This is a genomic window from uncultured Vagococcus sp. (genome assembly GCF_963518325.1).
Lineage (GTDB): Bacteria > Bacillota > Bacilli > Lactobacillales > Vagococcaceae > Vagococcus_D.
Map to the genome: position 1 here is coordinate 355,874 of NZ_CAUQJB010000001.1, position 15,624 is coordinate 371,497.

Annotated in this window: 14 protein-coding genes; 3 read left to right on the plus strand and 11 right to left on the minus strand. The window is 41.2% G+C overall.

What is annotated here, in order from left to right; all coding sequences use genetic code 11:
• Positions 1–103 precede the first annotated feature (103 nt).
• Positions 104–940 (plus strand): metallophosphoesterase family protein, encoded by an 837-nt coding sequence (locus tag RWN13_RS01690; RefSeq protein ID WP_314059816.1) that lies wholly within the window; start codon positions 104–106, stop codon positions 938–940.
• A gap of 104 nt (positions 941–1,044) precedes the next feature.
• On the opposite strand, the gene RWN13_RS01695 is transcribed toward RWN13_RS01690, so the two are convergent.
• Entirely contained in the window at positions 1,045–2,016 is a 972-nt protein-coding gene (locus RWN13_RS01695; protein WP_314059817.1) for a diaminopimelate dehydrogenase, read from the minus strand.
• Between the two features lie 487 nt (positions 2,017–2,503).
• Between RWN13_RS01695 and RWN13_RS01700 the strand changes: the two genes are divergently transcribed.
• Positions 2,504–2,776: a hypothetical protein gene (locus RWN13_RS01700; RefSeq protein WP_314059819.1), complete on the plus strand. Its 273-nt coding sequence runs from the start codon at positions 2,504–2,506 to the stop codon at positions 2,774–2,776.
• Between the two features lie 10 nt (positions 2,777–2,786).
• Positions 2,787–3,143, plus strand: coding sequence for a hypothetical protein (locus tag RWN13_RS01705; RefSeq protein ID WP_314059821.1), 357 nt, complete (start codon positions 2,787–2,789; stop codon positions 3,141–3,143).
• A 650-nt stretch (positions 3,144–3,793) separates the two neighbouring features.
• Here RWN13_RS01705 and pyrE read toward each other — a convergent pair.
• The 10 genes from pyrE to pyrR form a co-directional block, all read right to left on the minus strand.
• Complete coding sequence (gene pyrE / locus RWN13_RS01710) at positions 3,794–4,435, minus strand: orotate phosphoribosyltransferase (RefSeq protein WP_314059822.1); 642 nt, start codon at positions 4,433–4,435, stop codon at positions 3,794–3,796.
• A 1-nt stretch (position 4,436) separates the two neighbouring features.
• Positions 4,437–5,144, minus strand: a complete 708-nt coding sequence (pyrF, locus tag RWN13_RS01715; RefSeq protein ID WP_314059825.1) for an orotidine-5'-phosphate decarboxylase — start codon at positions 5,142–5,144, stop codon at positions 4,437–4,439.
• 2 nt (positions 5,145–5,146) lie between these two features.
• Complete coding sequence (locus tag RWN13_RS01720) at positions 5,147–6,064, minus strand: dihydroorotate dehydrogenase (RefSeq protein WP_314059826.1); 918 nt, start codon at positions 6,062–6,064, stop codon at positions 5,147–5,149.
• Positions 6,061–6,843 carry a dihydroorotate dehydrogenase electron transfer subunit gene (locus RWN13_RS01725; protein WP_314059828.1) on the minus strand — a complete coding sequence of 261 codons (783 nt, stop codon included), beginning with the start codon at positions 6,841–6,843 and terminating at the stop codon, positions 6,061–6,063. The genes RWN13_RS01720 and RWN13_RS01725 overlap by 4 nt, the downstream gene beginning before the upstream one ends.
• A 97-nt stretch (positions 6,844–6,940) precedes the next feature.
• The gene (carB, locus tag RWN13_RS01730) at positions 6,941–10,120 is read right to left on the minus strand and encodes a carbamoyl-phosphate synthase large subunit (RefSeq protein WP_314059830.1); all 3,180 of its coding nucleotides are present in this window, start codon (positions 10,118–10,120) and stop codon (positions 6,941–6,943) included.
• On the minus strand, positions 10,120–11,199 hold the full coding sequence (locus RWN13_RS01735; protein WP_314059833.1) for a carbamoyl phosphate synthase small subunit: 1,080 nt from the start codon (positions 11,197–11,199) through the stop codon (positions 10,120–10,122). The genes carB and RWN13_RS01735 overlap by 1 nt, the downstream gene beginning before the upstream one ends.
• A 3-nt stretch (positions 11,200–11,202) precedes the next feature.
• On the minus strand, positions 11,203–12,489 hold the full coding sequence (locus RWN13_RS01740; protein WP_314059835.1) for a dihydroorotase: 1,287 nt from the start codon (positions 12,487–12,489) through the stop codon (positions 11,203–11,205).
• Positions 12,490–12,492: 3 nt separating this feature from the next.
• Positions 12,493–13,419 carry an aspartate carbamoyltransferase catalytic subunit gene (locus tag RWN13_RS01745; RefSeq protein WP_314059837.1) on the minus strand — a complete coding sequence of 309 codons (927 nt, stop codon included), beginning with the start codon at positions 13,417–13,419 and terminating at the stop codon, positions 12,493–12,495.
• A gap of 27 nt (positions 13,420–13,446) precedes the next feature.
• Positions 13,447–14,727: a solute carrier family 23 protein gene (locus RWN13_RS01750; RefSeq protein WP_314059840.1), complete on the minus strand. Its 1,281-nt coding sequence runs from the start codon at positions 14,725–14,727 to the stop codon at positions 13,447–13,449.
• A gap of 206 nt (positions 14,728–14,933) precedes the next feature.
• Positions 14,934–15,473, minus strand: a complete 540-nt coding sequence (gene pyrR, locus RWN13_RS01755; RefSeq protein ID WP_314059844.1) for a bifunctional pyr operon transcriptional regulator/uracil phosphoribosyltransferase PyrR — start codon at positions 15,471–15,473, stop codon at positions 14,934–14,936.
• Positions 15,474–15,624 lie beyond the last annotated feature (151 nt).

The window sequence follows — 15,624 nt, forward strand, 5'->3', positions numbered from 1 at the left end:
GTAAAGTTATGGGGATTTACCTTATTTTTACAAAAAGACTTGCCTAGTCCCTTACATAATTGGTACCATTAACTATAAAAACCGATAAAAGTGAGGTCATAACATGACAAAAATAGCTTTATTATCCGATGTTCACGGTAACCAAACGGCACTGGAAGCTGTTGTAGCAGATGCTTTAGCTGAAAGTGTTACAGAGTTTTGGTTTATTGGCGACTTGATCATGCCAGGTCCTGGAGCCAGCCAATTGTTTACCATGCTAAAGGAACTTAACTTGACCGTATTTGTAAAGGGAAACTGGGAAGACTGCTTTTTAGAAGGGATTGCCGGCGAGATCGATGTAACCCGTCCCACCGATATTTACATTGCCAGATTGGCTCATTTTCAGTTTGAATGTCTAAGTGATAGTGATATTTCTTTCATTAAAGATCTTCCCCTCCATGTAACTCGTCAGGTAAATGGCTTAAGTGTCGGCATTTCCCATAATTTACCAACTAAAAATTACGGACCGGCACTGATGCCCAGTGCCTCTCAAAACGCTTTTGATGAGTTGCTTACTGACAAATTGGATATTGCAGTCTATGGTCACGTTCATCATCCGCTAATGCGATACAGCAATCAAGATCAATTGATTATTAACCCCGGATCTGTCGGGCAGCCTTTTGCCAAATGGCATGCACTAGGAAGAGACTTGCGAGCACAGTACGCCATCTTAACCATTGACGGGGGCTTAGCTGAAGTCCATTATAAGAAAGTTAATTATGACGTTGACCGTGAAATCCAACTTGCCAAACAAGCTAATTTGCCTTATGTTGAACTTTACCAACTGCAATTAGAAACTGGCAAAACCCATACTCATGATACGGAACGTTTATGGGAAATCAACCAACGCTTTGATTACGTCAGAGATGTCGAAACTTTTTTCGCTAAAAATAAACAGTGAGGCCCTTTTTTGCCTTACTGCTTTTTAATACACAGGCTTTTAAAGAATGGATGAAAATGACTACAGAAAAAAGAACCCAAAACTCTGGATTCTTTCAGTAACTTCTATAGTAATTCAGCACGTAGTTCTTCAACTGGTTTTGGTGACAAGTAGCTCGGCGCAATGTCCAATACTGTATGAGCACCATATTTACCTTCTTTTGCCAATTTAACACATGCTCTAGCATAAGCAACTAGGACGCTGGCTGTAAACTCTGGATTGCTATCCAGTTTTAATGAATATTCAATCACTTGATGAGAGTTTTCATGGGTTGTCCCAGTATGTATGACCGTCCCACCATGAGGCATTTTTTTATGATTAGCGTTTAGTTCTTCTTGAGAAATAAAATTAACTTCAGTTTCATAATCAGCAAAATAATTCGGCATCGTTGTAATCGTCGCTGTTAGTTGGTCCTTATCCACACCATCTGCCACCACTACAAAACATTGACGGAAGTGTTTGTCCCGAGTTGTCAGTGATAACCTTTCACCAGCTTTAAGACGGGTGATAACCTCTTCATTAGGAATAGTATATTGTGTGGCGTCAATTACTCCTGGAATACGGCGCAAGGCATCTGAATGGCCTTGACTAACCCCTTTCCCCCAAAAAGTCGTTGTTTCACCTTGGGGCAAAATACTCTGAGCATAAAGCCGGTTTAAACTAAATAAACCTGGATCCCAACCTGTTGAAATAACTGAGACTGTGTTATTCTTTTTAGCTACTTGGTCAACGTTGGCAAAATGTTCAGGAATTAACGCGTGAGTATCGAAACTGTCCACCGTATTAAAATCAGCTGTTAAAGCCGGTGTTTGTTCTGGTAAATCAGTTGCTGATCCACCACATAAGATACAGACATCAATCTGATCTTTCATCTTTAAAACGTCGTCCATAATGTAAACCTTGGCACCATCTGTTTGAACATCTACTGGTTGTCTTCTAGAAAAAACCCCGACTAGATTCATGTCACTATTTTGTTTAATAGAGCGCTCAACACCGCGACCTAAGTTCCCGTATCCAATAATTGCTACATTAATCATTCATTCCACACCCTTCATTTTTGACTAACCAAATTATAACACACTCAATCCTGCCCTGACAAAGCTGTTTCGACTATCTTTCTCACCCAAGAAAAGCTACATCACTGACAGTAAAGTGAGAGTAGATGTGCCATTCGACTTCATTCTCCTACTTTTTTAGAAAGAAACTCAGAAAAAGTAGCAAAAAGTGCTTAGATAAAAATACATCTGACTGAATTTGGCTTAACAAAGGATAGGTCATCCTTATTAAAAAATATCATCTAATTTAGCACGCGCTTTCGTGCTAGGTTGTTTTCTATTCAATCATATGCCTTGAATAAGTAGTTATAGCCAATTCTTTTAGATCCCCCCTTCAAATTACCTCACTTGATAAGAAAATATTTAACCTGCTATTTCTATATTAATTTAATTATATTAGATTATCCTTCTTGACAAACAGAACAAACGTTCGTATGATGTTCTTATAAATTAATTAGGAGTGAGGCCTTTGAAAACGAATCACATCGGTGTGGTTGATAACATAAGAGTAATCAAAACTTTTCCAGATATGCTTGTACGATTTACATTAATTACTACTAACGAACTTATCAATTGCATTGTAACTAAAAAAGAATTAGCACAACAATTGCTGTTTTTGGAAAATAGGCAAACCGAAATTGCTTGCTTTGGTCATGTTAGCAAAACTGACAAACTTGTTATCGACAAAATGACGATTAGAAACCCAACTTCATTTCTGATGGCATTCGCCATGCAAGCGTAGGTGATTGCAAATGCAATTTATAAAAAAATTAGAACTGGAAAAAGATTTTTTTGCTCCAAGATATTTTGCCAAACACACTAAAAAGTTCCGGCGGTTATCAGCTGAGAAAAAAATTATCGAAAGTATCAGCTACAACCTATGGTCTTTCTCAAGTTCAAAGATACCTATCGGAGCTGCTCTTATCCCTACAAGTAAAGCTAACCATATGCTTTTATTTAGCTTAGAAAAGACTGAGGTATTAAGCACTGTGCCTTTTAGATTTGAAAGATACCTTAAAGTTAACGAGATAACTATTGATAAGTTAATTCCTAATCAGGCTCTTTATGTATCATTTGAGGAGATAGATAGACAATACAACAATATGTAAAAGGTTGAAAATGGTTGTTTAATTGACGATTCTGAAAACTATGAATTGTTTTATAACATTATCACTAAAGATGCTGTCAGAATATTTGAGTTAAACACCTATCAATCCAATATTGATATCAATTTAACCAACAAAACTATTCAATTTCTTCAACTGCAACATGAAGATTAATCTTTCATTTCAAAGCCCAATATTCTAAGGTTTTTTCATTATTTTAAGTGCTCACAAGTTCTATTAATTTCCCTTTACTACAAAAAAGTAAGACCCTGTTACCTATTTCGATGTAGAATCGCTCTAATTCTAGTTATAGTTAATTCATCAAGTAACGCACAGGAAGCACTAGAAAGGTTAGATTCCCCTGACAAAATGAAAGTAGAAATACAAAAAAAGCTAGAGCCCTTGCCTCATAAGGCTTCTAGCTTGGCGTTACAGGCTATTGTTTTATTTCAACTTAAAGCCTCCCCTTCAGTTTGTTTTACTTTTTCAGACCTCCGTCACACATTATTTTTTGGGACTTAATTATCTGTTTTTGATTTCATTTTATTACATCTGAATTCTCATTTTTTTATTATTTTCAGCTAAATTATACACACTCCAGTAAAAAAAAGAATAGAACACTAAGTTCCATTCCTTTAAATCACTCACTTTATTTAATCTTGTTTTTGCGACCACTCTACTGGACTTTTTTTCCAATCTTGTAGCAAAGTCACTTCTGATTGATTGACATACTCAATTGATAAGGCAACATCGATCAAGGTGCTGTAATTCGTTAATGTCAATAGTTTTACTTTTTTTGCAGCAAAGTTTTCAACGCCTTTTGGTAGCTCATAAGTAAAGATCGCTGCCACACCTAAAACGGTGGCACCCTCCCGCGTGGCTGCTTCTGCCGCTTCCAGGACGCTTCCGCCAGTTGAAATTAAATCTTCGATAATCACCATTTTTTGCCCCTCAGTAATCCGGCCTTCAATTTGATTACCTTTGCCGTGTTCCTTGGCTTTGCCTCGGATATAAACCATTGGTAAATTTAAGATTTGCGCCACCCAAGCCGCATGGGGAATACCTGCGGTAGCAGTTCCGGCAATCACTTCTACGTCAGGATAAACCTCTTTAATCTGTTGAGCCAACCCTTCAGCAATGGCTGTACGAACTTTCGGATAACTCATCGTAATCCGATTGTCACAATAAATAGGGCTCTTTAAACCACTAGCCCAAGTAAAGGGTTCACTAGGACTTAAGCTTACTGCTTTAATTTCTAATAAATCTTGGGCAATCTTTTTTGCTAATTCCGTCATCTTAATTATCTCCATTCCATTCAGTTAATATTCTACGATAAGCCTCAACGGGATTTTCCGCCTGAGTAATCGGACGACCTACTACGATATAGTCAGAACCAATTCGATGGGCATCTGCAGGAGTGACTACCCGCTTTTGATCACCTACTTGGCTACCACTTGGGCGAATTCCTGGTGTTAAACAGACAAAGTAATCTGAGGTTGCACCTTTGATTTCAGCTACTTCCAAGGCCGAACAAACAACACCATCTAGTCCACTTGCTTGCGCTAATTGAGCGTAATGTCTGACACTTTCAGCTAAACTCACCTTAATCAATTGGTCGTGTTGCATTGCTTCTTCACTGGTAGAAGTCAATTGAGTGACCGCAATGAGTTGCGGACGTCGTTGTCCTTCTGCGGTTCCTTCTTCAAGCCCACGTAGAGCGCCTTCCATCATTAGTTGGCCCCCTGCTCCATGGACATTAGTCAGCGCAACCCCAAGTTTAGCAATCCCTCTCATCGCACTTTCAACCGTATTTGGAATATCATGTAATTTTAAGTCAAGAAACACATCATGACCTAGTTCTCTTAGCCAAGTAACAACGTCAGGTCCTTCCTGATAAAATAATTCCATGCCCACTTTTACAAACAGTTTTTCATCAAACTGACTTAAAAAATCTTCGACGCCTTGACGATCTGGAAAATCCAACGCAATAATCGGTCGATTCATTCTTATCTACCTGCCTTTACTTCATTTATCAAACTCATCAAACTCTCAATACCTAGTTCATCCATTCGCTTAGGTAATGCATCAATTAATTTGGGACAGACATAAGGATCGGTAAAATTCGCCGTCCCGACTGCTACTGCACTGGCACCTGCCATATACATCTCGAGAACATCATCCACTGTATAGACACCACCCATACCAATAATCGGAATATCCACAGCGTGAGAGACTTGGTGAATTAAGCGGATCGCTACAGGTTTAATGGCTGGACCCGATAGACCACCTGTTTGGTTGGCTAAGACTGGCTGGCGCGTTTTTAAATCAAGGCGCATCCCCAGTAGCGTATTGATCATCGTTAAGCCATCTGCACCACCCTCTTCAATTGCTTTGGCAATCGGCACAATGTCGGTGACATTCGGTGATAATTTAACGTAAATCGGCACACTGCTAACGGCTTTCACAGCCTTGGTTAAACGATAAGCAACTTCTGGGTCAGTTCCAAAAGCAATTCCCCCATGCTTCACATTAGGACAGGAAATATTTAATTCAATCGCTTTGACATTAGGCGCATCGCCGATTTTACGACAAACCTCCACATAGTCCTCTTCCGTGGACCCAGCCACATTAGCGATAACCGGCACATCATAAGCTTCCAAATAAGGTAGCTTCTTACTCATAACAACATCTAATCCAGGATTTTGGAGTCCAATGGCGTTCAACATGCCACTAGGGGTCTCCGCCACACGGGGCGTAGGATTTCCAAAGCGTTGTTCAACGGTTGTTGCCTTCACCATAATAGCCCCCAAAAGACTTAAATCATAATATTTGGCATACTCTTCGCCAAATCCAAAACAGCCGCTCGCTGGCATAATCGGATTTTTCAAGTCCAATCCTGGTATACTAACTGCTAAACGGTTCATAACCGCACCTCCCCTGTTGCGAAAACCGGTCCTTCATCACAGACTTTCTTACTTTCCTTACCTGTTTCATCCGCTTGTAAATGACAGACACAGGCATAACAGGCGCCCATCCCACAAGCCATTCGCGCTTCTAATGATAAATAAGCTCGAGGATGATCATGAAAATTAGCTTCCACTGTTTTCAATAGACCATTAGAGCCACAACTATAAACTGCCGTCGGCTGATAAACCTTGAGTAACTCATCTAGAAGATTTCCTGCATGTCCATGAGACCCGTATGAGCCGTCGTCTGTCGAGATATGAACTTCATCTAATGCCATAAATTGGTCCTCGTAAAAAATAACATCCTGTTTGGCAAAGCCTAAAAGATGAACCACCTTCGCCCCACGCTCTTTAATTTGACGAGACAACTCATAAAGTGGTGGCACGCCAATACCGCCACCGATAATAAAGACGCAATCCTCAGCGGTGATATCCGCAATCGGAAAACCATTTCCCAGTGGTCCCATAACATCTAATAAATCACCTGGCTCCAGTAAACTAAGGTCGGCCGTACCATCACCTTCCACTCTGTAAATAATCGTACATTCTAACCTTGCTTGATTAATAGCAGCCAAACTAATCGGTCGACGCAATAATAAATCGGCCCGAGGCACTTTAATGTGAATAAATTGACCAGGAACCTTCATTTCCTTTACCAACTCACCTGTTAAAACTAATTCATAAATATTCGGGGCCAAACAAACTTGACTGACCACCGACATCATTTCTTGCTTCATGGCTTACCTCCTCATTTAAACAATTTTTGAGCTATATATAGAATACCTCATTATACAACACAGTAGTGAAAAGTGACCTTTCCACTACTGATAATGGCTATAAGGCTTCAACTTGAAAGGCTTGAGATTCTAATACTTTCAAAATCGCACTGGCTGTGTCCAGTGACGTGAATAACGGAACCCCATGCTCCACTGATTCTCGTCGAATCAAGAAACCATCGGACTCAGCAGCCCGTTTTTTATCCATAGTATTAACTACGACTTGGGCTTCCCCTTTGCGAATCACATCAATCACTGTTTCACTGCCTTCATGAGAAATTTTAGATACCGACTTAACCGTCAACCCTTGCTGCTTAAAGTAAGCTGCCGTTCCTTCTGTTGCCACTAAACTGTAACCAATTTTAGTAAAGCGTTTTGCCAAAGCCAAGCTTTCTTCTTTCGCTTCATCAGCAATGGTGAACAAGACTGAGCCATAGCTTGGTAAATGCATCCCACTTGCTTCAAAAACCTTATACAAAGCTTTATCCAAATTGATGTCAGAGCCCATAACTTCTCCCGTTGATTTCATCTCAGGGCCTAAGTAGGTATCTACAAGCTGTAGCTTGGCAAATGAGAAGACAGGTGCTTTCACATGAACTCCTTTACTTTCTTTGTAGAGGCCATCTTCATAGCCTAACTCTTTTAAGGTTTGACCTAAAATTAATTTTGTCGCTACTTGTGACATTGGAATCCCCGTGACTTTACTTAAGAAAGGCACGGTTCTGCTTGCTCGAGGGTTGACTTCAATCACGTAAACCGTCTCTTGGTGAATAACAAATTGGACATTCATCATGCCTTTACAATTTAAGCCCAAGGCCAGACGTTTTGTATAATCCGCTATGGTTGCCTGAATGTCAGGTGATAGTGTTTGTGGTGGGTATACAGCCATGGAATCTCCTGAATGAACTCCCGCTCGTTCGATATGTTCCATAATCCCAGGAATCAAGACGTCCACCCCATCACTGATAGCATCCACTTCACACTCTCCACCTACTAAGTAACTATCAACAAGCACAGGATGTTCTGGCGATGCTTTAACCGCTTCGACCATATAACTTTCCAAATCCTCTTTATTTTCAACGATCTCCATGGCTCTGCCACCAAGAACATAACTTGGGCGAACTAAGACGGGATAACCGATGCGCTCGGCAATCACCACTGCTTCTTCCTTACTGGTGGCAGTATCTCCTGGCGGCATGGGAATGCCCATTTCAGTCAGGGCTTGTTCAAACAAATCCCGGTTCTCGGCTCGGTCTAAGTCTTCAATCGTTGTACCAATAATTTTCACTCCACGCTTTGTCAGTGGTTCGGCTAAATTAATCGCTGTCTGACCGCCAAATTGGACGATAACACCTATGGGTTGTTCCAAGTCAATGACATTCATCACATCTTCAAGAGTGAGGGGTTCAAAATACAGTTTATCAGAGATTGAAAAATCAGTCGACACTGTTTCGGGGTTACTGTTCATGATGATGGCTTCATAGCCAGCCTGCTGAATGGCCTTAACAGAATGGACCGTTGCGTAGTCAAATTCAACTCCCTGACCGATTCTTATTGGGCCAGATCCTAGGACTAAGACTGATTCCTTATTTGACTTAATACTTTCATTTTCCTGTTCATAAGTACTGTAAAAGTAAGGGGTCACCGATTCAAATTCAGCAGCACAAGTATCAACCATTTTAAAGACTGGCATTAACTGGTGCTCTTTTCTAAACTGGCTAACACTTAATTCGTCACTTTGCCATAATTCCGCCACTTTTTTATCGGTAAAGCCGTTTTGTTTCGCTTCTGCCAAAACTTCAACATTGCCGACATGTTCTGCCAGTTCTTTTTCCAATTCGATAATATGTAATAGTTTATCTAAGAATAATAAATCAATTTTGGTAAGCTCCGCTAGTTCTTCGATTGAATAATCTCGACGCAAAGCTTCAGCCAGATAAAATAACCGATCATCTTGTGCTTTGATTATTTTTTCAGTTAGCTGATCTTCTGAGACACCTGCTAGCTCTTTTAGTTCAATATGGTGAGTGCCAATTTCTAATGAACGAACAGCTTTCAATAGTGACTCTTCAATATTACGACCAATGGCCATGACTTCACCAGTGGCTTTCATCTGAGTGCCTAATTTACGCTCGCCTTTTTCAAATTTATCAAAGGGCCAACGGGGAATTTTAGAGACCACATAATCGAGAGTTGGCTCAAATTCAGCATAGGTAGTTTCCGTCACTGGGTTTTTCATCTCATCGAGAGTCAAGCCAACGGCAATTTTCGCCGCGAGTTTAGCAATCGGGTAACCTGTTGCTTTACTGGCTAAGGCAGAACTGCGACTAACCCGTGGGTTTACTTCAATGACGTAATAGTTAAAGCTATGAGGGTCCAAAGCCAGCTGAACATTACAGCCTCCTTCAATTTTTAAGGCGCGAATAATTTTTAGAGAGGCATCACGCAACATTTGGTGCTCACTGTCGGATAATGTCTGACTTGGGGCAAAGACAATCGAATCTCCTGTGTGAATGCCAACAGGATCAAAGTTTTCCATGTTACAGACGACAATCGCATTGTCGGCTGAGTCACGCATGACTTCATATTCAATTTCCTTATAACCGGCAATACTTTTTTCAATCAAACATTGGGTAGCTGGCGATAATTTTAGGCCGTTGCTGGCAATTTCAATTAACTCCTCAACGGTGTCACACATGCCGCCACCTGTTCCACCTAACGTAAATGCTGGTCTAACGATGATGGGAAAGCCAATTTCTTCAGAAAAAGCAACTGCATCGGCCACGTTATTAACAATCACACTTTCAGGAATCGGTTGATCCAACTCTTCCATTAACTGTTTAAATAAATCCCGATCCTCGGCTTGATCAATGGCCGTTAACTTTGTGCCAAGTAACTCAATCTGCAACTCATCTAAGATGCCTGATTTTGATAATTCCATGGCCATATTAAGACCGGTTTGCCCTCCAAGAGTTGGCAAAATAGCATCGGGACGTTCTTTTCGTAAAATCCGTGAGACAAACTCAAGGGTAATTGGTTCAATATAGACTTTATCGGCTATCTCTTTATCTGTCATAATCGTCGCTGGGTTGGAGTTAACCAAAATCACTTCATAACCTTCTTCTCTTAATGCCAGGCAAGCTTGTGTCCCGGCATAATCAAATTCAGCCGCTTGACCAATGACGATTGGACCAGAGCCAATCACCATAATTCGTTTAATATCTGTTCTTTTTGGCATTAGTCAATCTCCTTCCAAGCATCCATTAATTCCATAAATTCATCAAACAAGTGAACCCCATCATGTGGTCCAGGGGCAGCATCGGGATGGAATTGGACCGTAAAAGCAGGAAACGCTTTATGGCGCACACCCTCGACAGTACCATCATTGATTTCCAGATGGGTAATCAGCAGTTTTTCATGATCAATTGACGCCTCATCCACGGCATATCCGTGATTTTGTGAAGTAAAATCAATTCTACCTGTGGCTACTTCACGAACAGGATGGTTAACCCCCCGGTGGCCAAAACGCATTTTATAAGTGTCGGCACCATTAGCTAAAGCAAAGAGTTGGTGGCCTAGACAAATCCCAAAGATTGGCACTTTCCCTTGAATCCCGCGAATCATCTCTAAGACTGCTGGTAAACTTTTAGGGTCTCCAGGTCCATTACTGAGCATTACACCGTCGGGATGTAAATTTAAAATCGTGTCAGCATCAACATCATAAGGCAGTACCGTAATATTGCAATGGCGTTTGCTTAATTCCCTTAGAATGCTGTGTTTAAGGCCAAAATCCACTACTACCACATTGCGGCCAATGCCCGGGCTTGGGTAAGCCTTAGTCGTCGACACTTGCTCCACCTGATTAGTTGGCAGAACTGTCGCTTTCAACTGATCAAAGGCGTGATCAAGATCAGCTCCTTCATCAATAAAACTACCTTTCATCGTACCGACAGAACGGATTTTCCGTGCTAGCATACGGGTGTCAATGCCTGCGATTCCAGGAATATCTTTGCTTTTTAGAAATTCATCTAAGGTCATTTGACTCCGCCAGTTTGATGCCAAACGGGCATGTTCCTTAACAATAACCCCTTTACAAGTTGGTTCAATCGATTCAAAATCGTCTCGATTAATACCGTAGTTCCCCACCATCGGGTAAGTAAAGGTGATGATTTGGCCGTTAAAACTTTGATCGGTAATCGTTTCTTGATAACCAGTCATACTGGTCGTAAACACGACTTCTCCCGTGACCCCACGATCAGAGCCAAAAGCTTTTCCTGTAAAAATAGTGCCATCTTCTAAAATTAATAAGCGTTTCACAGATTATTCCCCCTGTTTCCAAGCAACCTGCCCATCGACTAAGGTCAAAAGGGTTTGGCCTTTGACTTCTTTGCCGACAAAAGGCGTGTTGGAAGATTTCGATTTAAATTCAGCAGCATCAATGGCGTAAGTCGTAGCTAGTTCAAAGACAGCCAAATCGGCTTGACCGCCGATGGTTAAACGTCCTGCATCCAAATTAAAGAGCTCAGCCGGTTTTACCGTCATCCAATCAATGACTTGTTGGAGAGTAAAGACTCCTTTTTCCACAAATTCAGTATACATCAGAGCAAAAGCTGTTTCGCTGCCAACAATCCCAAATGGTGCTTTTATCATGGTTTGATCTTTTTCATCGTGCCCGTGTGGCGCATGATCCGTCGCAATACAATCAATTGTGCCATCCAATAAACCGTCGATTAGTGCCTGACGGTCATCCGTCCCTCGTAATGGTGGGTTCATCTTAAAATTACCATGATCGTGAGTAATGTCTTCTTCCGACATAATTAAATGATGAGGGCAGACTTCACAGGTCACATGAACCCCTGCTCGTTTAGCGTCACGGATTATTCGGACACTTTCTTTAGTCGAGACATGACAGACATGGTAGTGGACGCCGGTCTCTTCCGCTAATAAAATATCACGGGCAATTTGGGAGGATTCCGTTGCGCTCATTATGCCAGGAAGGCCTAATTTTTCTGAAACCTTCCCTTTATGCATACAACCGCCGAACAACAAAGACTCATCTTCTGTATGTGCCACAATCGGGCGATTGTGCTTGGCGGCTTCTTTCATGGCCAAATACATCGTCCCAGCCGTTTGAACCCCGACGCCATCATTCGTGAAGGCGAAAGCCCCAGCTTTGGTCAAGCCTGTCATATCGACTAAGACCTCACTGCGTAACGCTTCCGTAATCGGCGCATATTGTAAGACTTTTACTACCGCATCTCGCTCAATCAGCTGTTGAACCTCGTTAAATCGTTCAACTGTATCTGGGACAGGATCAAGGTTTGGCATGGCGCATACCGTGGTATATCCCCCACGAGCCGCAGCCTTACTACCTGTTTCAATCGTTTCTTTATAAGTAAAACCCGGTTCTCTAAAATGGACATGAACATCCACTAGTCCAGGCGTAATCAAACCGCCAGCAACATCAATAACCTCATCAAATTCAATACCACTCGTGTCAAAATCAAGGCCAATGGCTTTGATTTTTCCCTCTTCAATCCAGATATCACTTTTTAATAACTCATTTTGACGGTCAATCATTTGACCATTTTTAATTAGTGTTTTCATTACTTACGCCTTCCCTTCTAAGATTGCTTCTAAAATTGCCATTCGCATAAAGACCCCATTGCTCATCTGTTGGACGATCCGTGATTGGATGCTTTCCACTAATGAATCTGCCAACTCAACATCCCGGTTGACTGGCGCTGGATGCATGATAATCGCATCTGCCTGCATTTTTTTGGCTCGTTCAATGGTCAAGCCATATTGTTGATGGTAGTCTTCTTTGGAAAAGCTTTCCGTTCCATCATGCCGCTCATGTTGAACCCTTAACATCATCATCACATCTACGGTTTCAACTAATTCATCTAATGGTAAAAATGTCCCATAGGCTTGAAACTTTTTGTCGAACCACTCAGGAGGTCCAGAGAAAAAGACTTGAGCCCCTAGCCGTTTTAACATTTGCATATTGGATTTTGCCACACGGGAATGATTAATATCTCCCACGATGGCTACTTTTAAGTTTTCAAAACCGCCAAATTCTTCATAAATTGTGAGTAAATCAAGCAAACACTGTGAAGGATGCTGGCCACTACCATCACCACCGTTAATAATCGAGCTAGTAATCGTGTTACTTTGGATCAACTGATTGTAATAATTTTCTTCTTGATGGCGGACAACGCAGGCATCTACTCCGATAGCTGACATGGTCAAAACTGTGTCGTAAAGGGATTCGCCTTTTGTCACAGAACTTGTCGACGTATCAAATTCAATCACTTCCAAACCTAAACGCTTTTCTGCCACTTCAAAACTTTTGTGAGTCCGAGTACTATTTTCAAAAAACAAATTAGCCACAAAAAACTTCCGTTGCTTCGGTTTCCAGTTATCACCATTCTTGAATTGTTGGGCCCGACGAATTAATCCTAAAACTTCCTGATCACTTAAGGCTTCGACTGTCAATAAATGTTTTAAACTAACTTGTTCTCTTGTAATAATCATCTTCTGACCTCACTTTTCTTTTTTGGTTTAATCTTCACTTAAGGCTTTTGCCGGTAAAACTAGATTAAGAATGATTCCGAATAAGGTTGCTAAAGCCATGCCCGATAAGACGAAAGCTCCTGCTTCAAATTTAAGTCCGCCAATCCCAACGACTAAGATAACAGACGCGATTAATAGATTTCGCTTTTGATCAAAGTTAACTTTATTATCGATTAATATTTTTAAACCGCTCGATGCAATCACTCCGAATAAGACAAAACTGATACCGCCAATAACAGGACCAGGGATACTGGTAATAATCGCACTGATTTTCCCGATAAAGGCCAAGATAATCGCTAAGACTCCTGCGCCTCCTAAGACAAAGACACTGTGGACTCGTGTGATGGCTAGAACGCCAATGTTTTCTCCGTAGCTTGTGACTGGCGGGCCACCAACTAAGCTAGCCACAATTTGAGCTAAACCATCACCGAACAACGTTCGAGAAAGACCAGGTGATTCGAAAAAATTACGTTTCGTCAACTTGTTTAAAACCGTTAAGTGACCGATGTGTTCGGTCATCGTCACAAATGCAATAGGCGCCATAGTCAAGATTGCCCCAAGATGCAATTTAGGCGTATAGCTGGCAAAAGGAATCTGGAAATCCGGCATTGCAAACAATGGCGCATTTTTAATTAAGTCTGTATCAACAATCCCGAAAGCCAATGCCACCAGATAGCCACCGATAATGCCTAGTAAGATTGGCAGCAATCCTAGAAACCCTTTTAAGTACATATTAAAGATAATCGTTAGGGCCAAAGTAACCAAGGCCACGATGATATAAGTGATATTGTAGTCACCAGCTGGCGTATACATGGCATTTTTCGCAGCTGTTTCAGCTAAACCAAGACCAATGACCATTACGACAGGTCCTACTACAATCGGCGGCAACAATCGATCCAACCATTTTGAGCCAAACTTTTTAATTAGTAAGGATACCAGCAAGTAAACCAATCCTGTGGTCATGGCGCCTTGAGCAATCGCTGGATAACCAGCACCCTGATCGGCCATCAGCATTTGCATGGCTGTGATAAAGGCAAAACTACTTCCTAAGTAAGCGGGAATTTTCCCTTTTGTGACGAGCATGTAGACAATTGAGCCCAAACCTGAACTCAGTAAAGCAATCCCTGGATCCAATCCAACTAATTTGGGAACAAGGACAGTAGCGCCAAACATCGTAAATAAGTGCTGTAAACTTAGACCAAACCACTGTAAGGGCTTGGGCTTGTCATTAATATCTAATACTGCATCTGGATTTCTAAACTCTGTCATAAAAAAATACTCCTCCTCGGTGGTTATTGGCCACCTATCATTATTGAAGCTGTCGGTTTCTTGTGAATCTTATTAGCTAGCGCACTAAAAGACCCTCATACCAGAGGTATGAGGGTCAATCCACTTCACCAAATTTAGGCTAGTCTTTAGCCATTGGTTCTATGATTGCTCTTCTCAGTCTCTCTGGACTCAATTAAAAAGCGCGTTTATTTTTCTTTAACGATACAGATACGATCCTGTTTGTCGAACTCTTCCATTTCAACCACAACTGCCTCTTTGGCAGATGTTGGCAAGTTTTTACCAACAAAATCAGCACGGATCGGCAACTCTCGGTGACCTCTATCCACTAATACTGCTAAAGAAATTTTTTCTGGCCGACCAAAATCCATCACAGCATCAAGAGCTGCTCGAATAGTTCTGCCGGTGTAAAGCACATCATCAACTAAAATAACGTGTTTGCCTTCCACTGAGAAAGGAATCGTTGATGCTGATAAATCTGGTTTCGCTTCAATTTCCTGACCTTTATCATCACGATACAAGGTAATATCAAGCTCTCCAACTGGTAATTCCAACCCCTCCAACTGCTTCATACGCTCCGCAATTCGTTGGGCAATAAAAATTCCTCTTGTTTTGATGCCGATTAGCACCACATCCTGAACGCCTTTATTGCGCTCAATAATTTCATAGGTAATACGAGTTAAAATCCGCTTCATTGTGACGCTGTCAATTACTTCTTTTTCAATCATCGTAATACTCCCCCTCTTTTTCCATTATTGACTGCTTATTTCTTGTCTCATTTTGCGCTTAAGTAATCTGGCTTGAATTAAGATACTTGTCTAGTGCTTTCGACATCTATTCTCATCCCTACACACTAAAGTGTTGAGAATTAAAGGCTAT